Consider the following 23,417-nt stretch of genomic DNA (forward strand, 5'->3'; position numbering starts at 1 on the left):
GATAGGGTGGTCGGGTGCGAGCGGTCCGCATACCGCCACCAGCCGCCGGCTCCGCGTCGAATCCCGTCACGCTATGACGTGCCGGGTGTGCGCCCGCGAGGTATCCGCGCGGTCGATATATAGGCGTGGGCGTCCTACGCACGACCGTGACGACCGCCACCCGTACCGACGCGACGCCGGACCGCCCCGTCGCCCTCGACAGCGAGGCCGACCTCGACGAACTGCTCGCCGCCCACGACCGCGTGCTCGTGGACTTCTACACCGAGGGGTGTACGCTGTGTGCGAGCATCGAGCCCGTCGTCGGCAACGTCGCCCGCGCGCACGAGGACCTCGCGGTGGCGACGATCAATCCGCGCGACGACCCGCCGCTGATCGAGCGCTTCCGGATCACGAGCGCTCCGACGCTCGTGCTCTTCGAAGACGGCGAGGAGGTCGGCCGGCTCGCCGACGGCTTCCAGGGCGGCGACGCGATCGACGCGTTCCTCGACGACCCCCAGTAGCTCAGTCCGTCCCGGCGGACTGCACGCGCCGCTCGCGCACGTCCGCAATGACGGTCAGAAAGTTCTCGAAGACTCCCTTCGCGAGTTCGGTCTCGGCGTGTCGCTCCGGCGTCGCCGCCGCCAGCACGGCGTCGACCTTCTCGGCCGGGACGCCCTCCTCGCGCTTTCGATCCGTGACGGTGCGGACCGTCTCCAGATCGTACTCGGGGTGGAACTGCACGCCGAACGTCGGCCCCAGCGAGAACGCCTGGCACGACCGGTCGCTGCCGGCGAGTTCGACCGCGCCGGGGGGCAGTTCGACCACCTCGTCGGAGTGCGTCTCGAAGGCGACGAACTCGCCCGGGAAGCCGGCGAACAGCGGCGAGTCGTCGTAGCGCTCGATATACTGGTACCCGAGTTCGTAGTCGCCCATCGCCGCGACGCGCCCACCGAGCGCCCGCGCGAGGAACTGGTGGCCCCAGCAGACGCCGAGCATCGGCACGCCGAGTTCGTGGAGGTCCGTGACCAGCTCTTCGAGGGTGCTCATCCACGGCTCGTCGTCGTAGACCGACGTCTGCGAACCCGAGATGACGACGCCGTCGTAGGGCCACGAGCCGTCGGCGCCGGGCCACTCGGGGAAGTCGCGCTCGCTCACCTTGTACGTCGTGACGGGGGCGTCGAGTTCGCGTCGGAAGTTGCGCTCGGCGGGCGTCTCGCCCACCGAAGCGTCGAGCAGGGCGATGTCGGGTGCGCTCATACGCTCCGCTACGACGCGCGTCCGGTTTAATATTGTGTAGAATAGTCATATAGTCGCACAACCGAATCGGAGCGAGAATCGGAGCGAAAACGAGGTCGAGAGCGAGGCCGAGAACGGACGTAAAATATTCCGAGAACGAGAATGTCGGGCGGAGGCGCGTCGCGTCAGTGGGTGACCGCGGCGTCGATGTAGTCGTCGTTGACGACCCACTCGCCGTCCTCTCTGACCATATACTCGCCGTAGTACGGCACGCGGTTTGCGACGGTCTCGCGGAAGGTCTCCCTGATCTCGTCTCTGCTCATCTCGCCCATCGAGCGCAGGTCGTCGTTGCGGTTGAGACAGCCCTTGAGATAGCCCTCGTGGGTGACGCGGACCCGGTGACAGTTCGCACAGAAATGCGGGTTCTCGACGGGGTCGACGATCTCGACCATCCCGCCCTCGCCGTCGCCGTCCTCGCCGACGTAGTAGCGCCGGCGGTTGTGCATCTCCCGAGTCTCGACGCGGTCGGCCGTCTCTTCGAGCCAGTCGTGGACCCGCTGGATGTCGATGTTCCACTCGGGGTGGCCCGTCAGCTCCGGCATGTACTCGATGAGCTGAAGCTGGAGGCCGTCGTTCTCGGCGACGTGGTCGACCATCCCCTCGACGTATCCCGCAGTGTGCTCGAACACGACCATATTCAGTTTCACGGGGTCGAGCCCGGCATCGAGGGCGGCCTCGACGCCTTCGATCACCTTCTCGTAGGCGCCCGACTTGGTGATCTCCGCGAACGCCTCGGGGTCGATGGCGTCCTGAGAGACGTTGACGCGTTCGAGGCCCGCCTCCTTGAGCGCCTCGGCGCGACCGGGGAGGAACGAGCCGTTCGTCGTCATCGAGACCTCCATCGAGTCGGGCGTGCGCCGGATGATCTCTTCGAGGTCGCCGCGGAGCATCGGCTCGCCCCCGGTGAACTTCACCTTCTCGACGCCGAACTCCGAGACGACCTCGAGGAAGCGCACGACCTCGTCAGCGGTCATCTCGTCGTCCTGTGGGTCCATCGGGCCGCGAGTGTCGCCGAGCCCCTCGTTGTGACAGTAGACGCAGTCGAAGTTGCACCGGTCCGTCAGGGAGACGCGAACGCCCGACACCTCGCGCCCGAAGTCGTCTTCGAGCATCGTCGGACACTTCGTGGGGACGCTCATAAATTCGCCGTCGTCCGCGGGGTGTGCGTAACGTGTCGTGGTTACATATTCCCCGTCCGTAGCCGATCGAGCCGATGCCCGACGGACACAACGCTTATCGGCCGCTCCGCCCGACGACGGGGTATGAACGTCGATGCCGTCCGGGACCGACTCGCCTCGGTCTCGGATCCCGACCTCGGCGACGATATCGTTTCACTCGGCCTTGTGAACGCCGTCGACGTCGACGACGACGCCGGCGTCGTGCGGATCTCGCTGGCGCTCGGCGCCCCGTACTCGCCGACGGAGACGCAGATCGCCCGCGACGTCCGCGAGGCGCTCTCGGACACCGACTACGAGGTCGACCTCTCTGCGAGCATCGCCTCGGACGTCGCGGCCGACGAGGACGTCCTCCCCGGCGTGGAGAACATCATCGCCGTCGCCTCGGGGAAGGGCGGCGTCGGCAAGTCCACCGTCGCGGTGAACCTCGCGGCCGGGCTCTCGAAGCTCGGCGCGGACGTCGGGCTGTTCGACGCCGACGTCTACGGCCCGAACGTCCCGCGGATGGTCGCCGCCGACGAGGCGCCCCGCGCGACCGGCGACGACACCATCGTCCCCCCGGAGCGCTACGGGATGAAGCTGATGTCGATGGCCTTCCTCGTCGGCGACGACGACCCGGTGATCTGGCGCGGCCCGATGGTCCACCAGCTCCTCACCCAGCTCGTCGAGGACGTCCAGTGGGGCGAGCTCGACTACCTCGTCTTGGACCTCCCGCCGGGCACCGGCGACACGCAGCTGACCGTCCTCCAGACCCTCCCCCTGACGGGCGCCGTGATCGTCACGACACCCCAGGACGTCGCCGTCGACGACGCCCGCAAGGGCCTGGAGATGTTCGGCAAGCACGACACCAACGTCCTCGGGATCGTCGAGAACATGTCGACGTTCCGGTGTCCCGACTGCGGGTCGACCCACGACATCTTCGGGACGGGCGGCGGCGAGGCCTTCGCCGCGGAGCACGAACTGCCGTTCCTGGGCGCGCTCCCGCTGGACCCCGCGGTCCGGACAGGCGGCGACGGCGGCGAGCCGGTCGTCCTGGAGGACGGCGAGACCGCCGACGCGTTCCGGGTGATGACCGAGAACGTGGCCGATATGACCGGCGTGGTGCGGCGGCGCGAGGCGTCCCGGCGGAGTCGCTGACGGTCCGCGACGGCGGCCGAGACGGCAACCGCGGATGCGACGGTTTTTGCCCGCCGAACCGGTACGGGGAGTGTGGACGCCGAACAGGACTCCCTCGCGAACCCGTTCAGCATGGACGCCGACTGCCGGAACTGCGATAGCCTCTGTGAGGCCCGGTCGAACGTCGTCCACGGCTACGGCGACGTCGGCGCGGAGTTCCTCTTCGTGGCCGAGCGCCCCCACGCCGGCGCGGACCGGACCGGCGTCCCCTTCACGGGCGATGCGGCCGGTCGGCGCCTCCAGTCGATCCTCGGCGAACTCGGCTTCGCCCGTTCGGAACCCGACAGCGAGGAGCCGGACCTCCAGAACGTTTTTCTCACGTATCTCACGCGCTGTCGCCACCCCGAGCGCGCGCCAACCGACGAGGAAGTCCGCACCTGCGAGCCCTACCTCAACGCCGAGGTGCGGATGATCAACCCCGAGATCATCGTCCCGATCGGCCAGCGCGTCCTCGACGCGCTCGCGACGGACTACACGACGAACCGCCCCGGCGATATCGACGCCCGAGAGGCGCACGCGACGACGATCCGCGGCCGGGGCTTCGAGCTGGTGCCGATGGTCGATCTGGAGTCCCAGACCGACGCCCAGACCGAGGCGTTCGTCGAGCATCTGCTGGAGAACGTCTTCTCTCGCGACTACCGGCAGACGAAGGGGCGTCGCGGCCGATAGCACGTCGGGAGCGGCGTCGGCCGCGGAGCGTCGGGTTCAAGACCGCCGGCGGCCGAGACGCGAGTATGACCGTCGTCGCCGTCCTGGCCGACCCGCCGCGACCCGGACTCGCACTGCCGCGGCTCGCGGAGACGAGCCCGCTCTCGGAGTCCGAGACCGCCGCGCTCGCCGAAGCGATGCTCAAGGACACGCTCCAGGCCGTCGAGCGCTCCGGGGGCGACCTGCTCGTGAACTACCGACCCGACGACCTGCTTCCCGAGTCCCACGTCGACCCCGAGGAGCCGGCCGAGGCGGCGGTCCGCGGCGTCGCCGAGGACGCGCTCGACGACCCCGGGGAGGCGCGCTTCGAGGTGCAGGTCGGCTCGTCGCTGTCGGCGCGCGCCGGCAACACGCTCACCCACCTCCTCCGAGAGGAGGGGGTCCAGTCGGCGGCGGTCGTCCGCGGCGACGCCCCGTTCCTGCTCCGCTCGACGATCGACTCGGCGGCGATGAAGCTCCGCTCCAACGCGGTCGTGCTGGGACCGTCGACCGACGGGCGCGTGTACTTCGCGGGCTTCCGCGAGCCGGTCGACTTCGAGGGGGCCTTCGCGGCGCCCGAGGCCGAGACGCTCGTCGACCGCGCGAACGACGCCGACCGCGACGTCGGCTTCATCGAGATGCAGCCGACCGTCAGGACCGGTGCCGACCTCGCGACGGTCGTTCCGATGATCCGCTCGCGCTGGCAGGCCGAACGGGTCGTGCCCGCCCACACCGCGGAGTTCGTCGTCGAGAAAGGACTGGCCGCGGTCGAAGGCGACGACGGCGACCTGGAGCTCATCCGGGAGTGACCGCGTAGTCGTCCGTGACCGACAACTCTTAGACGCGCCGTCGGAAAAGGTCGACTGTGGTGGGATGGCAGAGCGGACTATTGCGCCTGCCTTGAGAGCAGGTGGCCGTCAGGCCTCCTGGGTTCAAATCCCAGTCCCACCGTCTTCTGCGAGCGTACCCGTGCCGGAGTTTCGTCTCCGCCACCCCGCTGAGCGAGCGAAGCGGCCACCTGGGATTTGAATCAGGGAGCGCACATCCACGTCGCCGACGGCGGATGCGTAACGGCTTTGGCGCGGCCTCCCAACACGCGGGTATGGACTGGCCACACGACCCCGACGGCGAGGAGGGCTCCGAGGGACGGCGCAAGTACGGCCACGCCGTGATCGCGAAGAAGGTCGACGAGGAATCGGACTTCCCGCTCGACCGCGACGAGTTCGTCGAGGAGTACGGTGACGACCCGGTCCGACTGGACTACGACCGCGTCGTCTCGCTGCGGGAGATCTTCGAGGGCGTCGAACAGTCCGAGTTCGAGGACTTCGTCGACTTCCACAAGGCGGTGGGAAGGGCGATGCGCGAGAACGGCTACTGGTTCTACGAGGGCGCGGATCAGTTCGTCGACGGCGAGGCGTAAGGCGAGAGAAGCGATCCCCCGATTTTCGGTTCGGATCGGTTTTCCGCTACCGGCGACCGAAGAGCCGCTGCCAGAGCGACCGCTTGCGCTTGCGCTCGGCCAGAAGGACGGAGCACTCGACGTCGTCGAGGACGTCGAGGACGAGCGTCCCCCGCACGATCCGCGACAGGAGCCCGCGTTCGGTCGCGCCAACGACGAGCATCGTCGCGTCGCGGGCGTGGCGCTCGATCGCCGCCTCGACGTCGCCGGTCTCCACGATGAGTTCGGCGTCGCCGAGGCCGTTGTCCTCGGCCCACGTTTCGAGGAACGCCCGCCCCTCGCCTTCGTCGTCCGCGACGTGGAGGAGCGATACCTCGGCGTCGTACTCGCGGCCGAGCGCGTCGGCGATCCGCGCGGACAGTTCCGAGTCGGGACCGCCCGCGGTGGGCAGCAGGATCCGCGAGGGGTCGAACCCGCGGTCCTTCATCACGAGGAAGTCACACGGCAGCGACGACGCGAGCTCGTCGATCGCCCCTTCGGCGCGACCCGGGGCGCCGTGGGAGCCCGGCCCCCAGCCCATCACCGTCAGGTCGGCGTCGTAGGTCTTCGCGGCGTCGAAGACGCCCTGGAAGCTCTGGTGGGAGAGGACCGTGTGGGTCTCGACCGGGACCCCGAACTCCTCGGCGTCCTCTCGGGCCCGTTCGAGGAGTTCGTGGGACTCGGAGAGGTCCATCTCCTCGCGGGCGAACTCCAGGGCCGTCTGGTCGGGCACCTGCTCGATGTGGACGGCCACGAGCGTGCCGTCCCGCTGTTTCGCGACGGTACTGGCGAGCGAGATGAGGTCCGTCTCGTGGGCGGGGTTCGCGAGCGGCACCAGCACGCGGTAGTCGCCGCCGTCGGGCTGAACCGACGACGCGGCCGAGACCGCGGCGTCGGGCATCTCGTCGGAGCGGCTGAGGACGTACTGCCCGAGGATGCCCTGTTTCGTCGCCCGCGAGCGAGCGTACGCGAGGTACCAGACGACGGCCGCGGCGGCGATGCCGAACGAGAGCAGCCGCGCGTCGGGCTCGACGTACGCCAGGAGGGCGAAGGAGAGCACGGTTCCGACGACCGGGAGCAGCGGGAACAGCGGCACCGTGAACTCCGGCTGGTACTCCTCGGGATCCACATAGCGCATCGTGATGAGCGCAATGTTCAGCAGGCCGTAGATGATGAGGTGGAGCCCCGAGGCCGCACCCGAGAGCAGGCCGATATCGCCGAGCAGAATGAACACGAGAATGAGCCCGCCGGTGATGCCGATCGAGCGGTACGGCGTCCCGAAGCGGGGGTGGATCTCGTTCAGCGCCGGCGTGACGATCCGATCGCGACCCATCGCGAAGTTGATGCGCGAGGAGGCGAGGATCGACGCGTTCGCGCTGGAGGCGGTCGCGAGCAGTCCGCCGAGCAGGAGCGCACCGGCCATCGCCGTGCCCTGCACTCGCCGGCCGACCTCGACGACCGCGATCGGTTGGGTCTCGCCCGGCGCGACGTTCGTGACGAGGTCCGCGATGAACCCCTGAGGGACGGCCGCGCTCATCACGAGGAGCACCAGCGCGTAGATCGCCGTCACGAGGACGACGCTTCCGATGACCGCCCGCGGGAGGTTCTTGCCGGGGTCCTGGATCTCCTCGGCGACGCTCGTGATCTGGACGAAGCCCAGGTACGAGACGAAGATGAACCCGGTCGTGCCGAGCGTCTCCCCCACCGTACTGGGGTCGGGGAGGTTCGCCAGATCGGCCTGGAACGTCCCGAGCAGCGTGAACACGGCGAGGATGCCGACGAGCAGGATGACGATGGCGTTCTGGAGGCGGCCGGTCTCCTTCGCGCCGACGTAGTTGACGAACACGAAGAACGCGCCGCCGACGACGGCCGCGAGCGTCACCGCGTCGAGGCCGACGGGACCGATCCCGATCCGGCCGCTGACGCCGAAGATCCGGGAGATGTAGCGGCCGAAGCCGACCATATAGAACGCGCTGGCGAACGCCAGCCCGAGCCAGTTCGCCCAGCCCGCGACCGAGCCCAAGAGCGGGCCGAGCGCGTGGTTGACGTAGTAGTACGCCCCGCCGGACCGGGGCATCGCCGTGCCGAGTTCGCTGGCCGACAGCGCCGTGAACATCGCGATGACGCCGCCGAGCACGAACGCGACCGCGGCGAAGGAGCCGGCTCGGAGGACCGCGTCGCCGGGGAGGACGAAGATCCCCGCGCCGATCATCGTCCCGACGCCGATGGTGAGCGCGGCGAGCGGGCCGAGGTCCTTCGCGAGCTCTTCCTCCTGGCCGCTCACGCGCCGTCACCTCCGGGCGGGTCGCCCTTCCCGTCGGGCGACTCGTCCGTCGGTTCGTCGGGAGAGTCGGCCGCCGATTCGGAAGCCGATTCCGGCTCCGATTCCGATTCCGATTCCGGCTCCGCCTCCGCCTCGGGGAACACGACCACGGGGAGGTCGCTCCCGGTGGTGAGCGCCTCGCGGACGTCGCCGCTGAAGAGGTCCCACCACGACCGGCCGCCGCGGGGCGAGAACACGATCGCGGTCGCGTCGATCTCGTGTGCGGCCGCGACGATCGCCTCGGCGACGTCGGTGCCGTAGCGCAGTTCGGTCTCGACCGCGACGTCGGCCGCGTCGGCCGCCTCGCGCGCGCGGTCGAAGATCTCCTCGGCGGCCTCCTCGCGGGCTTCGAGCGGCGCCTTGTCCGGCGCGCCGCCGGCCTTCTCGATCACGTGGAGGACTGTCGCCCGGCCGCCGGCCGCCCGCACGTACGGGAGGGTCGAAGCGAGCGTTCGGTCGGCGTCGTCCTCGTTGGCGACGGGAAACAGCGGGCGGGCGAACAAGGGGTCGACCTCACTCATTCGCGTGCGGTGTCGGAGATCGGTTTCGCGAGGGCTGACCGCGGCGACGACGTCCGTCGACGGTCCGTGCCGCGTGTGCGGTTCGCCGATCGGGACGCGCGACCGACAGAGAGACGCCGTCGGTCCGGTGTTCACTCATACACCCCGCATACGGCGCCGTCCCGTATAGGGGTTCCCACTGCGAACGACGGCGTGCGACGCTCTCCCGGGGTTCAGATCGCCGTCACCCACGCCCGGTAGCCGTCGTCGCGACCGTAGACCTCCAGGAACACGCGGTCGGCGAACGCCGCCAGGCGGTTGGCGTCGGAGCGGGCCGTGATCCGGACGTTCGTCCCCTCGGCCTCCTCGGGCGACTCCAGCTGGTCGATCCGAAAGGCGGGGAAGTCGTCGACGAGGTCGTTCAGGGCCGTCAGTTCCTCGTCGTCGACGTCGAGGTTGAAGGTACTCTCGGCGAACTGGACCCACGGCGCGGGCGAGTCCTCGCCGTCGATCTCGGGGTCGTGGTCGGCCTCCAGCGTCAGGAACGCGCTCGCCCGCGTCCGGTGGGCGGCGATGGCGTCGGCGAACAGTTTCCTCCGCTCGCGGGGGTCGTCGGCGTCGAAGCGACTCATAGGCGAGCACACGCGTCCGGTCCCCAAATCGGCACCGACTAGGACGCGACGGGAGCGTCCGTGCGACGTGATATGACGGCGCATACGCTCGGACGCGTTTCTTCAACGTTATACGGGCGGGTCCAATCTTGGCAGGTATGGGTAAGCACATCCTGCTTCTGGGCCCGCCGGGGGCCGGCAAGGGCACGCAGTCGAAGCGCCTCGCCGAGGAGTTCGACCTCGAACACGTGACGACCGGCGACGCGCTCCGGTCCAACAAGGGGATGGACATCAGCGACATGGACACCGAGTACGACACGCCGGGCGAGTACATGGACGCCGGCGAACTCGTCCCCGACGAGGTCGTCAACGCCATCGTCGAGGAGGCGCTCACGAGCGCCGACGGCTACGTCCTCGACGGCTACCCACGGAACCTCGAACAGGCGGAGTTCCTCACCGACATCACGGACTTAGACGCCGTGATCTACCTCTCGGTCGACGACGAGGAGCTCGTCGACCGCCTGACCGGCCGCCGGGTCTGTCCGGACTGCGGCGCGAGCTACCACGTCGAGTTCGCTCCGCCGGAGGAAGAAGGCGTCTGCGACGAGTGCGGCGCCGACCTCGAACAGCGCGACGACGACACCGAAGAGACCGTCCGCGAGCGCCTCCGCGTCTACGAGGAGAACACCGCGCCGGTCGTCGAGCACTACCGCGAGGAGGGCGTCCTCGTCGAGGTCGACGGCGAGGGCTCGCCGGACGAGGTCTTCGAGGCGCTCGTCGACGTCGTCGACGCGTAATCTCCCGTCGAGGGCCGAGGACCGAGGACCGTTCTCGAAGCGTCGAGCCGCGAGCGGCGCGTCCCGACGCGCGCAGAGTAAAAGGTTCATAACCGATGGGGCGGTACGCGTAGGTAGATGCCACGAATCGAATCGAAGGTCCGCACGCTCGTCTCCGACGACGACGAGATGCGTGCGGCCGTCGAGACGGTCTTAGAGCGGGCCGACGACGGCGAGGTCAAATGGCTCGACGTGAAGGGCGACATCTCCTCGGGCCAGTGGGGCCGCCTCATCGAGAAGGGAGTCCTCGTCGAGGGCGAGGAGGGGTTCGAGCTGGCCGACGCCGACGCGACGCGCGAGGGCCTCGAACCCGCCTCCGCCTCGGCGTCGGCGACCTCGTCCGGGAGCAGTAGCGACGACGACTCGTCGTGGTCGACCTACGACAAGGGCGCGGCGGTCGTCACGCTCGGGCTCTTCGTCGGCTACTCCTGGAAGCCGCTCCGGGACGTCATCGGCACCGTGATGGACGTCCCGCTGAGCCCGCTTCAGGAGCTCCTGCCGTTCTACGCTGTCGTGATGGTGCTCGCGCTCGCGACCGGCCTGTACTCGACGCTGTTGCAGGCGAACCTGATGGACACCGAGAAGATGGCGCAGTACCAGGAGAAGATGAAGGAGATCCAGGAGCGCCGGAAAGAGGCCAAAGAGGCCGGCGACGACGAGGCGCTGGACGCCATCCAGGAAGAGCAGATGGACGCGATGGGCGACCAGCTCGGGATGTTCAAAGAGCAGTTCCGGCCGATGGTGTGGATCATGTTCCTCACCATCCCGGTGTTCCTCTGGATGTACTGGACCATCGGCGTCGGCGGCAACGCCACCGCTCACCACGACTTGGAGCCGCTCGTGCTCCCCCTGCGCGGGCAGGTCGCCTGGACCGAGTCCGTCATCGGGCCGATCCAGGCGTGGATCGTCTGGTACTTCCTCTGCTCGATGGGCTTCACCCAGATCATCCGCAAGAGCCTCAACATCGACATCTCGCCGACGAGCGCCTGAGACGACCGAAGCGGCCTGCCCCTCCCGCCAGTCGGGCGCAAAGACAACCTCTTTTACGCGCCTTCTCCCAGCATAGGTATGTTGCTAACCGTCTCCGGCCCTCCGGGCGCCGGCAAGAGCACGACCGTCACGGCGCTCGCGGAGGCCTTCGATCTGGAGCACGTGAGCGGCGGCGACATCTTCCGCGAACTCGCCGCCGAGCGCGGGATGACCGCCGTGGAGTTCAATCAGCTCGCCGAGGACGACGACCAGATTGACCGCGACCTCGACCGCCGCCTGCGGACGATCGCCCTCGAACGCGACGACGTCCTGCTCGAATCGCGCCTCGCGGGGTGGCTCGCCGGCGACGCCGCCGACCTCCGCCTGTGGCTCGACGCCCCGATCGAGGTCCGCGCCGCGCGGATCGCCGAGCGCGAGGGCAAGTCCGCCGAGCAGGCGCTCGAAGAGACCCGCACCCGCGAGGACAGCGAGGCCCTCCGCTACCGGGAGTACTACGGCATCGACATCTCGGACCTCTCGATCTACGACATCGCGCTGAACACCGCCCGCTGGAGCCAGGAGGACGTCCCGGAGATCCTGACGACGGCGGTCGCGGCGTACGACCACGGCGACGACGAGGGGAAGTACGCCGTCGAGGGCGTCAGCTACGACTTCTGAGCAGAACGGGATGACAGACCAATGACTGAACTTCGCGCGCCTCCGGCGGACCGCACCGTCGAGGAACTGCTGTCCTTCGGCGTCGTGAACCTCGACAAGCCCGCCGGCCCGTCGGCCCACCAGGTGTCGGCGTGGGCGCGGGACGCCGCCGGCGTCGACCGCGCCGCCCACGCCGGGACGCTCGACCCGAAGGTGACCGGCTGTCTGCCGATCCTCCTGGGCGATGCGACCCGCCTCGCGCCGGTGTTCCTGGAGGGCGCGAAGGAGTACGTCGCCGTCCTGGAACTCCACGGGCCCGCGCCCGGCGACCTGGAGGCCGTCGCCGCGGAGTTCGAAGGCGAGATCTACCAGAAGCCGCCGCGCAAGAGCGCCGTCGCGCGCCGCCTCCGGACGCGAGAGATCTACGACCTCGACGTCCTGGAGGTCGAAGAGCGGCGGGCGCTCCTCCGGATCCGCTGTGAGAGCGGTACCTACATCCGGAAGCTCTGCCACGACCTGGGCCTCGCGGCGGGGACCGGCGCGCATATGGGCGACCTCAGGCGGACCGCGACCGATCCGTTCGACGACCGGGACCTCGTCTCGACCGCCGATCTGACCGACGCGCTCGCGTTCGCCGAGGAGGGCGACGAAGAGCCACTCAGAGCCGTCGTCGCGCCCGCGGAGCGGGCGCTGTCGCACCTCCCGCGGCTGACCGTCGCCGTCTCGGCGGCCGAACAGATCGCGGAGGGCGCGCCGGTGTACGCGCCGGGCGTCGTCGACGCCGACTCGGACCTCGACGCAGTGGGGCAAAGCGACGAGGCGCCCCTCGTGGCCTGCTTCACCCCCGACGACGCCGCGGTGTGTCTGGGGCGGCTCGTCGGCGACCCCGACGCCGAGCGCGGCGAGGTCGTCGCGCTCGAACGCGTGCTGGTCTGACACCCGCTCTGTCGGGCGCTCGACTGTGCTATCGACTGGCGGCCCGCGCGGCGAAACGAAGGACTTAACGGTTGCAGTTGCCTCCTTCCGAATGCACCCTGGGACCGTGGGGTAGTGGTATCCTCTGCCGATGGGGTCGGTAGGACCTGAGTTCGACTCTCAGCGGTCCCACTTCCAACCCTCCGTGGATTCACCGTCGGAAGCGATACGAGCGAGTCTTAGGCGGGTGGTGACGTCGCGTCACCAGGCTTCACACTATCTACTGTCAGGCACTAGCGCGTCGTGAGTTCCGCGAGCAACGAGCGTGCGGATCCCGACGCGCCGTCGGTCGAACGGGCCGTGTGGAGTCGCTGCTCATGACGCTTCAGAACGGAGAGCACGGTCACGAAGTCCGAATGGAGAGGCGGAACAGTGTCTACGGAGGCGAGTGCCGTCCACCGGACGAAGACTCCGAATTCGATACCACCGAATACGGCGATTGCAGGATATTCGCCGGCTCTAGTGGCGGAATTCTTCACAGACGTGTGTGCGACGGTGGGGTCCGTCGACCCAAAACGACCTCCAGGAGACGCCGGGACGAGTGGTCCCGTCTCACGAAGAGGGAGTGATACTGTCGGACGGAACTGCGTGAAACGTCTCGGCACCACGGTGACGCTACTATTCACATCGTTCTGTCCGATAGTGTTAGCCCAAGACGAGTGCAATAACGGCTCCGAGCAGGAGGATCGCCCCCAGCAGTAACGATGCATAGAACATAAATCTGTCACTTCCTTCCATCGTCCCGGTATACCAGTCTCGGCAACTTATATCTCAGTCGTTACTTCGACACAGCTACTTCACCGTCACAGGCGTTGGTGAGGCGGATCGACGTCATCTGCGTCCGTCGCCGGCGGTCCGATCCTCTCGATCGGCTCGCACCATCGGACGGTTTCTCTCGTCGGCGCCCGATGGGAGCCGAGGAGTTCACTAACTTCCGTCCGAACGCATCACGAACGCAGGCCGTCGGCCGGCGTCGGGAGGGAGATCGGGGCCGCGTCCGTGCCGGCGGCGAGCAGGGCGCGCACGATCAAGCAGGCGGCAAACGCGATCGTCCCGAGTTTGCCGCCGAACCCGACGAAGACGGTGCTGGTGGCGGCAACGAGCAGGCCACAGAGCGCGCCCGTGACGGTCATCGTCCACTCATCAGGGACTCGCGCCGGTTGGGCCATCCCCGCGAAGGACGCACAGAAGACGACCGCAGCGAGGCCCTCGCCCGCGGGCAACAGCGGCGGACAGACGAGGCCGCCGACGAGGCCGACGAGCGCGGACGCCTGGACGGGCCCGTGACCCAGGTGGACCGAGCTGACGTACGTCATACCCGCCGCGGCCGCGCCGGCGAACACGTACCCGATCGCGGTCGAGAGCGGAACGGCACCCCCGGCGCTGCCGCTGGCGCCGGTCGCCGCGGCGAGCGCGACGCACCCGACGAACGCGGTGGTCCCGAGTTTGCCGCCGAAGCCGTCGAAGGCCCGGTCAGCGGCGACGAATACCATCCCGGCGACGACCCCCGCAGCCGTCACGGTCGTCACGTCCGCGAACAGTACCGGCGAGGCCATCCCGACGAACGTCCCGCAGTAGACGGCCGCACCGTACGACGGGACCAGGCGGTCAGCGAGGAGCCCGATCAGCGCCGCGGCGACGATGACGCTCAGCCCGACGTCGACCGCTAGGACGCGAGTGAGGGGCGCACCGGCCGCCACCGCGAGCACCGTCGCCGCGTCGGTCCGATCGAGCGTCTCCGGCTCCTCGGTCCCGCGGCGGAGGACCGAGTCCGCTTCCAGGCCCGCGACGTAGCCGATGCAGGTGATAGCCAGGAGGGCCGCGACCCACGGGAGGGCGGCCGGAATCGACGCGGTGGATCCGGTGACTCCGAAGGCGGCTGCGACGAGCAATGCTGCGGGTGCGATGCTGAGCGGGAGGAGTCCGATTCCTCGGACGGCGGTTCGCATACGGGTCTACATATTCCCGGACACCGGGTGTGTCCTCCCCGTAATGTCGTGCCCCTTTATATACTGCCGGGTGCCGGACGGCGGCTCGATGCCGGTGAACGGTCGTCCGGCGCGGCGGGGGAGTGCAGTATCGCGATCGTGATACTGTCGGACAGAAGTCGGTGAACCATCACGTGCCCCGTGGTACCGATCAGAGTCACATAGTCCTGTCCGACAGTGTGAGGCTCGGGAACGCCCTGCCTCGCGACCGTCAGCCCTGGGAGACAGATCCGGGTTGGATAAAACGCCGCAAAGTTCGGGGTAACTCTCGGGCGAGTCGGCGACGTAGGCTGGGTCGGTGACGACCGACGATGAGTGATGCGGAACACGCTGTCGAACCGCGGGAGAGCGTCTGCCCGTTCTGCGGTGTCGGGTGTAGTCTCTCCTACGTTGCACAGAGCGGGAAATCGACCGGTGTCGAAGGGCCAATCAATACGAAGGGAGAGATCTGTCCCAAGGGCGCGGCCGCGTTCGACGTGGTCGAGCACGACGACCGACTCACGGAACCGCTGCTCCGCGATGGCGACGGCTTCGCCCCGGTGTCGTGGGAGGAGGCCCTGGGGCGGATCGAGGACCGACTCGGCACGATCGTGTCGGCGCACGGCCCCGACGCCGTCGGCTTCTTCGCGTCTTCGAACTGTACCAACGAGGAGAACTACGTACTCCAGAAGCTGGCGCGGGTCCTCGGGACCAACAACGTCGACAACTGCGCGCGGTTGTGCCACTCCTCGACCGTCGCCGCGATGCAGGACCGGTTCGGGGCGGGCGCGATGACGAATTCCCTCTCGGACCTCGGAGAGGCCGACGCGTTCCTCGTGACGGGGGCCAACCCGGCCGAGCAACACCCGGTCGCGTTCCGGTCGTACCTCCTCCCCGCCGTCCGCGACGGCGCGACGCTGATCCACATCGATCCGCGGGCCAACGACACCACCGACGCCGCGGACGTCCACCTGCCGGTCCGGCCGGGGCACGACATTCCGCTGCTCAACGCGATGGCCGCGGTGATCGTCGAGGAGGGGCTCGTCGACGAGGGATTCGTCGATCGGCGGACGACCGGTGTCGAGGACCTCCGGACCTTCCTGGACGAAGTCGACGTCGCCGAGAACGCCGACCTCGCGGGCGTCGACGAGAGCGATCTGCGCGAAGCGGCGCGGGCCTACGGCGAGGCGGACCGCGCCGCGGCCTTCACCGGGATGGGCATAAGTCAGCACCGCTGCGGGACGCAGAACGTCCACGCGCTCGTGAACCTCGCGCTCCTGACGGGCAACGTCGGGCGCCGCGGGACCGGCGTCAATCCGCTCCGGGGACAGAACAACGTCCAGGGCGCCTCCGACGTGGGGACGCTCCCGAGCGTCCTCCCGGGCTACCGCGACGTGACCGACCCCGAGGACCGACAGGCGATCGCCGACGAGTGGGGCGTCGAACCCCCGGCCGAACCCGGGCTCACGGAGGTGGAGATGACACACGCCTTCGGCGACGAGATCCGTGGGGCCGTCGTGCTGGGCGAGAACCCGGCGCTCACGGAACCCGACGGCAACAGCGTGGGCGCGAAGTTCGAGGAGCTGGACTTCCTCGTCGTCATCGACCTATTCGAAACCGAGACGGCGCAGTACGCGGACGTGGTCCTGCCGGGTAGTGCGTGGGCCGAGAAGAGTGGCACCGTCACTAACACCGATCGGCAGGTCCTCCGGATGCGCCCGATGACCGACCCGCCGGGGGAGGCTCGCCGCGACCTCAACATCGTCACCGCTCTCGGCGAGCGCCTGACCGACCGCTCGTTCCGCACTGCTCCCGAGGCCGTTTTCGACGAACTGACGCGCGTCTCGCCGATCCACGGTGGGATGTCGTACGCCGGCGTCGAAGAGGGCGGCCAGCGCTGGCCTTTCCCCGCCGGGGCCGATTCCGGGACGCAGATCCTCCACAGAGACCGGTTCGCCAGCGGCGAGCGGACGGCCCCGCTCGTCCCCGTCGAGCACGTCCCGCCCGCCGAGGACACGGCCGACGACGAGTTGACGCTCATCACCGGCCGCATCATCACCCACTTCAACAGCGGCGCGCTCACGCGACGGTCGGAGACGCTCTCCCGGATGGCCGACCAGGACGCGCTGCGGATCCATCCCGACGCCGCCGCCGAGCGCGGGATCGACGACGGCGACGAGGTCCGCGTCGCGAGCGAGCGCGGAGAAGTGACCGTGCCGGCGGATGTGACCCCCGCCGTCCGCCCCGGAACGGTTTTCTTGACATTCCACTTCGAGGATGCGCCGGTCAACCGCATCACCGGCGACGCGCTTGACCCGACGGCCAAGATTCCCGAGTACAAGCACACGCCGGTCAGCGTCGAACCGGCGTAACAGGCGTCCGGACGCCGATCCGGATCAGTCGGACCTCGTACTGTCGGACAGGAGTCCGCGGTACAGCTCGGCACCAGGGAGTGTGGAAACCGTGCGCACGGTGCGATCCGACGGCCTCACCCCGACGCCCGAAGCACCTCTTCGAGGAGTTTCGACTGCGCCTTCGAGAGGTGTTCCGCGAACGTGGAGTCGTTGATTCCCAGCGAGTCGGCCACCTCGCCCGCGTTCGCCCCGCTGCGGTACTCGAAGTAGCCCAGTCGGTGCGCCGTCCTGAGCACCTCGCGCTGCCGTTCGGTCAGCGACCCGCGATCGACGACGGTCGGATCCCGTCCCTCGTCTCCCTCGGCTGTGGACCGGACCAAGTACCGGACGGCGACGCGCTCGGCGAGGTCGTCGAGGGCCGCGACGATCTCCCGGAGCCGGTCCGTGTCGGGCAGACACAACGTGAGCATAAGGGTGCCCTCGGTCGCGTACACGTCCGAGATCGGACAGCCCAACCGTTCGACCACCTCACAGGCACAGGACGTGTCACGCGTGAACTGGTAGACGCGGTCGTCGCCGATCTCCATCACCGACTCGGCATTCGTCACGGCTTCCGGATTGTCGGCTGCGACGGCCGCGTCGACGCGGAATTCCTCCGTGACCGATCCGTCCGTCGCCCGGGTCCAGATCACGTCCCGGACGGGCGGCCGCTCGCTGTCATCGCCGTCCTCGAGCGCCGATAGTTCGGCGATCGGACAGCCGGCTGTTACGTCTACCGCCAGTTTGGCGCGGATGCCATCCGCCATTATCGGCCGTTACGACCGGACAGGGAAGTTCACTGCGGTCGGGGTGCCGCCGGGCGTCGGTCCCGGGCGGTCACTCGAACCCGCTGACGAGAGTCGCGAGCCACTGCGCGGGGTCGTCGCGGCGACGGACCTCGACGCGCTCGACCCACTTGACCCACTGGAAGCCGCGCCGGCCGGGCGCGACGAGCCGCATCGGGCCGCCGTGGCCGTGGCTCAGCCCCTCGTCGGCGACGTGCGTGGCCAAGAGCGCGTCGCGAGCCTCCTCGACCGGGAGCGACCACCGGTAGCCGGTGACGGAGACGAAGCGGACGAACCGCGCGCCTTCGTCGACGCCCGCGGCGTCCAGCAGATCGCCGACGCGGATCCCGCGCCACCGCTGGACCGTGTACCAGCCGCTCGTGCAGTCCAGGAGGGCTTCGCGCTCGCTGAGAGCCTCGCCGTCGACGACGACCTCGTCGTACGCGAGCGACAGCGGCGTCTCGACCGCGCCGCGAACCGCCAGCGACCACTCGCCGGGGTCGATTGGGTCGGGGTCGTCGGCGACCCACGAGGTCACCGGAAACGCGCTGTTGCCGTCGCCCTGACGCGGCTGTGACCCGGTGAAGCGGCGGTCCGCGCCCGGCGTCTCCAGGACGTCGTTCGCGACTTCCTGCGCTCGGTAGACGACGGCCCCGCCGAGGAGGAGCGCCGCGTACTTCAGCGTCGTCCGCCGACGGTGGAAATCCCGACGCCGCGGGAGGCGAAAGCGCGTCGCGAGGTGGGCGGCGACGAGCGGGACGAGCACGAGGCCGAAGCCGACGTGGACGCTCAGGAGCGTCCAGAGCCACAGCCGGGCGTCGAGGCCGAGGACCCACGCGATCCCCGTCGCGAGCGCGCCGACGGCCGCGACGAGCGTCGCCACCGAGAGTGCGGTCGTGGGGCGCCACCGTGAGCGGTCCGTGAGCCGGTGGCGGACCCGCGCGAGCTTGAATCCGAGGAGCGCGACGATCGTCAGCCCGACGATCCGGTGGAGCCAGAACAGCGGCCAGCCCGAGGGCGACCCCACCGTGAAGGAACGCAGTCCCGAAGCGGCCTCGACGACGACGAGCGCGAGGAGCGACCAGTCGACGAGCCGCGTCGGCGGCCGCACCGCGTCGGCGACGTCGCGGAGCCGGGAGGATGGCCACATACCCGTTGTTAGGCTCTCCGCCGCAAGAAGCGTTCGGGCCGCAGACCGACGGCGAGGGCATCGAGGGGGCTCCGTCGCCGCCGCCGACACCGACCGGATCGCCGAGTGACCGACAGCGACAGTATAATACTCGGCCGGCATCGCCTACGGGTATGGAGCGATTCGACGTAGCAGTCGTCGGCGGCGGCCCCGCGGGCTCGTCGGCCGGCCACGCGGCCGCGTCCCGCGGCGCGTCGGCGGTCGTCCTGGAGAAAGGGGTGCCGCGGGCGGACCGCCCCGATCGATTGGGACCGGACTCGACGGACGCCGCGGGCATCCTCGACTACTGGGTCGACATCATGGGGATCCACCCCGACGAGATGCCCGAGGGCGTCGTCCTCGGCACGCTCGACCGCGCGGAGTTCATCGGCCCCTCGGAGTCGCTCACGCTGCGGTCGACGGGGATCGAGTCCTCGTACGACAACTTCGGGTTCTGTATGCAGCGGGCCCGCTTCGACGACTTCCTCCGCGACCGCGCGGAAGAGGCCGGCGCCGAGTACCGCGCCGGGGTCTCGGTCCGAAGCGTCGAGACCGACCGCGACGGCGACGGCCCGCGACACCGACTCGAACTCGCGAGCGGCGACGAACTCGGCGCGGAGTTCCTGATCCTCGCGGACGGCCCCCAGCGCCAGGTGACGAACCGCGTCCTCGACGAGTGCCTCCCGTTCGACGTCACGGAGCGGCTCTCGACCCGCGAGACGAACCACATCGCCTACCAGGAGCACCGCCGGCTCCCCGAGGAGGTCTTCGAGGAGGTCGCGGGCGCGATCAAGTTCTGGTGGGGACATATGCCCGGTCACACCGCCTACCCGTGGATCTTCCCGAACGACGACAACGTCGCCCGGATCGGGCTGACGATGCCGATCGGGATGGACATCGACGCCGTCGAGAACCGCGAGGACTACCCGCTCCTGCGGCCCGACGACGAGCGGATCCCCCAGGGGACGGAGTACATCCGCCGGCTGCTCGAACAGGAGTACGGCGACGAGTACGACATCGAGGACGACTTCCCGCTCGTGGAGGACCGCGGGAAGTCGAAGGGAACCGAGACCTACGCCATCTCCTCGACGCGGCCGATCGACTCTCCCACGGGCGCGGGCGTCGCCGTCGTCGGCGGCGCGATGGGCGCGACCTCGGCGTTCCACGAGGGCGGCGACCACACGGCCGTCCGCACGGGCGCGATCGCTGGCGAACTCGCCGCCGACGGTGACCTCGCACCCTACAACGCCCGCTGGAAGGACGCCATCGGCGACGAGATCCTCCGCAACGTCGCGATGGCCGACATCGTCCACGACTACGAGCCCGACGACTGGGACTGGGCGTTCGCTACGGCCCGCAAGCTCCTCGAAAACAGCGATGGCTACGGGCTCTTCGACACGAGCAACCTCAGGGCCGGGTTCGGCGCCGCGAAGCTCGTCACGACCTACAAGCGGACGAAGTTCTCCTTCCGGAACGGGAAGTACGTCCAGATCGGCGAGTCCGACTACACGGTGTAGCGGATCGGGCCGGTGAGTCGGAACGGCCTTTGCCCTCGACCGCCTTCCCCCGAGTGCGCACCCTCAGTCCCCGCCCGAGTACTCCCGTCACGGGAGCGATGACACGGCGGCGAACCCGGGTGTGCGACACAGGGACCGTCCGCGCCCCACAGACGGACCGCCCGACACGAGGGTTTCCCGGCCGACGCGGCGTGCCGCCACGGGATGAGGCCGGTCGTTAGTGTTCCGGGCGTACATTTTATGTATGCTATGGATATTATTTGCAAATAATATAAGAGTTGGATGATTGGACTAACACGTCCTCATATTGCGACAGTGGATGTCTGAAGCACCGTTGATCATACCGAGGGTCGGTAGGCTTGCTTCTTGTACAGAAAGTCGGAGATATACCCTTGGTGTGGTTCCAAGAGATCGATGTCGCACGTCAATTCACCGTTAGCATACAACTTCTCTATAGACGGCTCTTTCAAGGCTCTCCGTTCTAAATCACGACTATCTGATAGGAGTGTCACAGCCAGCGAATCCGAGAGAGCGGTCACAACCTCGCTTTCTGGTACGGCAACGACGCTAGCGTACTGGAAAGGGAACTCTTGGAATAGGTCGTGCGTTCCGTTTTCGAACTCGCTCCAATCGAGCAGAACAACCGTGGGTCGCAAAAACGTCGCCCCATCCTGTTCGATTACGCGAGGCCGTGAATCGTATAGTTCAGTAACGTCCTCTGCACCAGGAGAGGAGAGGTTCGTCGTGAGCAGCTGGTCGAGTCGGTGTGCCTGATCTGGATCTGAGAGTGCTGGAATTCTGGAGTCCTCATCAAGTGGGGATCGAACTGGAACGTCCTTAATCCGCTGTGCAAGGCGGTTGGCGATGGTCTCTGCATCCCCAGTGGTAACGATCTGGCTCATATTGATGCAACCGCGACCGCCGTCTGCCATCATCGCCTCTTCGAGCCGATCGATGGTCTCCACCTGTTCCGCGTAGTCGGCGTCGACGAACACTTTGCTGTTTCCGGGGCCGTGGATTTTCACCCCGGGCGACGAAGCGTATTTCCGTTGAAGCTGCTCACCACCGAATCCCATTGCCAGGTCCGATTGCTCCAAGATCTTTGTACCGACCTCTCGGTCACCGGGGAGCAGAATGGCCGATTCCTCTGGTACTCCCGCTTCATGAAGCGCGTGAACGATACGAGCGGGTGTGAAAGGATCCCCATCCGACGGACGGATAGCCAGCGGATACTTCATCGCGTACGCAACCAAAGCTAACGAGAGAACTGCTGGGTGGTTACTCGGGGCCAGTAATCCAAGGTTGTGCCCTTTCGGTACATAGCCAATAGTGGTCTTCTCAGGCGACTCGTAGTACAGATCGTCGAGAATGCGGAGATTGGTCGAGGGAGTCTGGGCTCGGATTGCGCTTTCGACGTTCTCGAACGTCTGGCGAATCGTTTCAACGGCAGATCGTACTGTCGTAATCGGTAGTCCGGTGACTCTTACGACGTTCCTGATGTATTCTTCTGGGCCAGTATTGCTCGGACCGACATCCCCTTCGGCAAAATACTGACCTGCACGTTGTAACGTAGCCGTCAGTTCGTGAATACTAACGCTGTTGAGTTCTTGGTGTCCAGCCGTCCGATTCCCTTCGATGACAGACGAAAGTTGAATACTTGGGAAGCGTTCGACTTCTGCGATTGCTTGTTCACGATAGTCGGTCACGGGCTCTGTGACGTATGGCTCTCGGGACTCACCGGTAACTGACTGAATCACTCGGTTGTCCTCAGTAGACGCCGGATTCGATGTCATCTGCTTTGTTTTGTGGGATGTCGGGGTTGCCGAGACAATCTGAGATATGATCCGATTTAGGTGGGAGTCTGATAGCGGCGTCGTCTTCTATTAAATACGGTGCAAGGAGCCCCTCACGAACGACGTGAGCCATTGTACGACCTGTTTCACCGTATTCGACCTGCGTGTATTCGTCGTTGTTGGCAGCTTTCGGATCAATAACCTCGAAGATAACGTGACCCTCTTGCGGTTGATACACGACAGCATCGTGTTCAGCAGAGTAATCCACCTGTGGTTGAGCACCGATGAGGGTGTTTCCGTACCACCCTTGGAAGAAGGCGTCCAATTCCTGCGAGAGATGTTGATAATTTTCGGGTTTGATGGCTTGTCCTGCAAAGATGACAGCGTCTAGCTGGAGTCGACTCAGCACATCAGATTGATATAGCATTTGAATGATGGTTGGGGTTGAGACGAGAATCCCGATTTCTTCCCCGTGTTGCCTCAGTACGTCCTGTGACTGGTTTTGCAAGTGGTCGAGATATTTTTCACTTGCAGGGGTATCCTGCAAGTCTGGATCTGTTTTTGTTTGACGGATCCAACGAGGATCGAGATCAATCGTTAGGAAGGATCCATTTCGTTCGTTTGCAATAGATTTCATTGAGTGACCGAATACGTGGGGTCCGGTTGGCCCAATATAAAATAGATCTCGACCCCGTGAGACACCGTGTTCATCAAGAATCTGATTCATTTTTCTGTGGATTCTACTGGTGACACCATCATCTACCCAGACAGTCCATTTTGGGGTACCAGTTCGTCCACCAGTGCTGTATATGCCGTACTCGGAAGGATCGTATTTTTTCGGAATGAGGTCACGGGGAGAAGATCGAAGTTTATCTACGGGGAAAGAACTGTAGGACGGGTCATCGGCAAATAATTGCAAGTCAGGTACTTCTTCAACGTCTTCTATAGGATTAAATGATAGTTCAGATTTCTTTTCGATCCAGAACGGAGCACCGTCTTCTTCGTCGAAATGTAACTGTACAATTTCCTTCACGCTCTTGGGTAAACGATTGTTGGTCAGATCTCAGCAGTAGCTGGAAGTCACAGCGGGCAAGGGTGACGCGACCGCGTCACCCGACGAACGATGTTCCCAGTCAAGACGTTCGTCTCGGAGCGTCGAGCCGCGAACCTGT

At 67.0% G+C, this 23,417-nt stretch carries 20 protein-coding genes, 2 tRNA genes and 1 pseudogene; 13 read left to right on the top strand and 10 right to left on the bottom strand.

Features of this window, described 5'->3' with window-relative positions; translation table 11 throughout:
- Positions 1 to 146: 146 nt before the first annotated feature.
- Positions 147 to 500 (top strand): thioredoxin family protein, encoded by a 354-nt coding sequence (locus ACQUQ0_RS06015; RefSeq protein ID WP_435183803.1) that lies wholly within the window; start codon positions 147 to 149, stop codon positions 498 to 500.
- A 1-nt stretch (position 501) separates the two neighbouring features.
- Here ACQUQ0_RS06015 and ACQUQ0_RS06020 read toward each other — a convergent pair whose 3' ends face one another.
- Positions 502 to 1,236, bottom strand: a complete 735-nt coding sequence (locus tag ACQUQ0_RS06020) for a type 1 glutamine amidotransferase (protein WP_435183804.1) — start codon at positions 1,234 to 1,236, stop codon at positions 502 to 504.
- Between the two features lie 164 nt (positions 1,237 to 1,400).
- Complete coding sequence (moaA, locus tag ACQUQ0_RS06025; RefSeq protein ID WP_435183836.1) at positions 1,401 to 2,387, bottom strand: GTP 3',8-cyclase MoaA; 987 nt, start codon at positions 2,385 to 2,387, stop codon at positions 1,401 to 1,403.
- A 150-nt stretch (positions 2,388 to 2,537) separates the two neighbouring features.
- On the opposite strand from moaA, the gene ACQUQ0_RS06030 reads away from it, so the two are divergent.
- From ACQUQ0_RS06030 to ACQUQ0_RS06050, 5 genes are all read left to right on the top strand, one after another.
- Positions 2,538 to 3,587, top strand: coding sequence for a P-loop NTPase (locus ACQUQ0_RS06030; protein WP_372390349.1), 1,050 nt, complete (start codon positions 2,538 to 2,540; stop codon positions 3,585 to 3,587).
- Between the two features lie 72 nt (positions 3,588 to 3,659).
- Positions 3,660 to 4,295 (top strand): uracil-DNA glycosylase, encoded by a 636-nt coding sequence (locus ACQUQ0_RS06035; RefSeq protein ID WP_435183806.1) that lies wholly within the window; start codon positions 3,660 to 3,662, stop codon positions 4,293 to 4,295.
- A 65-nt stretch (positions 4,296 to 4,360) separates the two neighbouring features.
- Positions 4,361 to 5,122 (top strand): TIGR04282 family arsenosugar biosynthesis glycosyltransferase, encoded by a 762-nt coding sequence (locus ACQUQ0_RS06040; protein ID WP_435183808.1) that lies wholly within the window; start codon positions 4,361 to 4,363, stop codon positions 5,120 to 5,122.
- A gap of 58 nt (positions 5,123 to 5,180) precedes the next feature.
- A tRNA-Ser gene (locus ACQUQ0_RS06045) sits at positions 5,181 to 5,264 on the top strand.
- Between the two features lie 151 nt (positions 5,265 to 5,415).
- Complete coding sequence (locus tag ACQUQ0_RS06050; protein WP_372390356.1) at positions 5,416 to 5,733, top strand: DUF5785 family protein; 318 nt, start codon at positions 5,416 to 5,418, stop codon at positions 5,731 to 5,733.
- A gap of 46 nt (positions 5,734 to 5,779) precedes the next feature.
- Here ACQUQ0_RS06050 and ACQUQ0_RS06055 read toward each other — a convergent pair whose 3' ends face one another.
- From ACQUQ0_RS06055 to ACQUQ0_RS06065, 3 genes and pseudogenes are all read right to left on the bottom strand, one after another.
- Positions 5,780 to 8,035, bottom strand: coding sequence for an amino acid permease (locus ACQUQ0_RS06055; RefSeq protein WP_435183810.1), 2,256 nt, complete (start codon positions 8,033 to 8,035; stop codon positions 5,780 to 5,782).
- Positions 8,036 to 8,169: 134 nt separating this feature from the next.
- Positions 8,170 to 8,595: pseudogene (locus tag ACQUQ0_RS06060) on the bottom strand (universal stress protein); the annotation flags it as partial.
- Positions 8,596 to 8,807: 212 nt separating this feature from the next.
- A complete protein-coding gene (locus tag ACQUQ0_RS06065) occupies positions 8,808 to 9,206 on the bottom strand; it encodes a hypothetical protein (protein ID WP_435183811.1) in 399 nt (132 codons plus the stop codon).
- A gap of 137 nt (positions 9,207 to 9,343) precedes the next feature.
- On the opposite strand from ACQUQ0_RS06065, the gene ACQUQ0_RS06070 reads away from it, so the two are divergent.
- The 5 genes from ACQUQ0_RS06070 to ACQUQ0_RS06090 all read left to right on the top strand — a co-directional run bounded on the left by ACQUQ0_RS06070 (position 9,344) and on the right by ACQUQ0_RS06090 (position 12,754).
- Positions 9,344 to 9,982: an adenylate kinase gene (locus ACQUQ0_RS06070; protein ID WP_435183812.1), complete on the top strand. Its 639-nt coding sequence runs from the start codon at positions 9,344 to 9,346 to the stop codon at positions 9,980 to 9,982.
- Between the two features lie 117 nt (positions 9,983 to 10,099).
- Positions 10,100 to 11,011, top strand: coding sequence for a DUF106 domain-containing protein (locus ACQUQ0_RS06075; RefSeq protein ID WP_435183813.1), 912 nt, complete (start codon positions 10,100 to 10,102; stop codon positions 11,009 to 11,011).
- Between the two features lie 78 nt (positions 11,012 to 11,089).
- The gene (gene cmk / locus ACQUQ0_RS06080; RefSeq protein ID WP_435183814.1) at positions 11,090 to 11,668 is read left to right on the top strand and encodes a (d)CMP kinase; all 579 of its coding nucleotides are present in this window, start codon (positions 11,090 to 11,092) and stop codon (positions 11,666 to 11,668) included.
- A 21-nt stretch (positions 11,669 to 11,689) separates the two neighbouring features.
- Positions 11,690 to 12,583 carry an RNA-guided pseudouridylation complex pseudouridine synthase subunit Cbf5 gene (locus tag ACQUQ0_RS06085; protein ID WP_435183816.1) on the top strand — a complete coding sequence of 298 codons (894 nt, stop codon included), beginning with the start codon at positions 11,690 to 11,692 and terminating at the stop codon, positions 12,581 to 12,583.
- A 100-nt stretch (positions 12,584 to 12,683) separates the two neighbouring features.
- Positions 12,684 to 12,754, top strand: a tRNA-Pro gene (locus ACQUQ0_RS06090).
- 815 nt (positions 12,755 to 13,569) lie between these two features.
- On the opposite strand, the gene ACQUQ0_RS06095 is transcribed toward ACQUQ0_RS06090, so the two are convergent.
- Positions 13,570 to 14,571 carry a hypothetical protein gene (locus ACQUQ0_RS06095; RefSeq protein WP_435183817.1) on the bottom strand — a complete coding sequence of 334 codons (1,002 nt, stop codon included), beginning with the start codon at positions 14,569 to 14,571 and terminating at the stop codon, positions 13,570 to 13,572.
- A 350-nt stretch (positions 14,572 to 14,921) separates the two neighbouring features.
- On the opposite strand from ACQUQ0_RS06095, the gene fdhF reads away from it, so the two are divergent.
- Complete coding sequence (gene fdhF / locus ACQUQ0_RS06100) at positions 14,922 to 16,961, top strand: formate dehydrogenase subunit alpha (RefSeq protein ID WP_435183819.1); 2,040 nt, start codon at positions 14,922 to 14,924, stop codon at positions 16,959 to 16,961.
- Between the two features lie 116 nt (positions 16,962 to 17,077).
- Here the strand turns inward: fdhF and ACQUQ0_RS06105 are convergent, their stop codons facing one another.
- The gene (locus ACQUQ0_RS06105) at positions 17,078 to 17,749 is read right to left on the bottom strand and encodes a helix-turn-helix domain-containing protein (protein ID WP_435183820.1); all 672 of its coding nucleotides are present in this window, start codon (positions 17,747 to 17,749) and stop codon (positions 17,078 to 17,080) included.
- Positions 17,750 to 17,819: 70 nt separating this feature from the next.
- Positions 17,820 to 18,917 carry a molybdopterin-dependent oxidoreductase gene (locus tag ACQUQ0_RS06110; protein WP_435183822.1) on the bottom strand — a complete coding sequence of 366 codons (1,098 nt, stop codon included), beginning with the start codon at positions 18,915 to 18,917 and terminating at the stop codon, positions 17,820 to 17,822.
- 152 nt (positions 18,918 to 19,069) lie between these two features.
- On the opposite strand from ACQUQ0_RS06110, the gene ACQUQ0_RS06115 reads away from it, so the two are divergent.
- A complete protein-coding gene (locus ACQUQ0_RS06115) occupies positions 19,070 to 20,452 on the top strand; it encodes an NAD(P)/FAD-dependent oxidoreductase (protein WP_435183824.1) in 1,383 nt (460 codons plus the stop codon).
- Positions 20,453 to 20,790: 338 nt separating this feature from the next.
- On the opposite strand, the gene ACQUQ0_RS06120 is transcribed toward ACQUQ0_RS06115, so the two are convergent.
- Positions 20,791 to 22,245 carry an aldehyde dehydrogenase family protein gene (locus ACQUQ0_RS06120; RefSeq protein WP_435183825.1) on the bottom strand — a complete coding sequence of 485 codons (1,455 nt, stop codon included), beginning with the start codon at positions 22,243 to 22,245 and terminating at the stop codon, positions 20,791 to 20,793.
- The gene (locus ACQUQ0_RS06125; RefSeq protein WP_435183827.1) at positions 22,220 to 23,278 is read right to left on the bottom strand and encodes a hypothetical protein; all 1,059 of its coding nucleotides are present in this window, start codon (positions 23,276 to 23,278) and stop codon (positions 22,220 to 22,222) included. The genes ACQUQ0_RS06120 and ACQUQ0_RS06125 overlap by 26 nt, the downstream gene beginning before the upstream one ends.
- Positions 23,279 to 23,417 lie beyond the last annotated feature (139 nt).

Source organism: Halobellus sp. EA9 (genome assembly GCF_051195055.1).
Classification (GTDB): domain Archaea; phylum Halobacteriota; class Halobacteria; order Halobacteriales; family Haloferacaceae; genus Haloquadratum; species Haloquadratum rubicundus.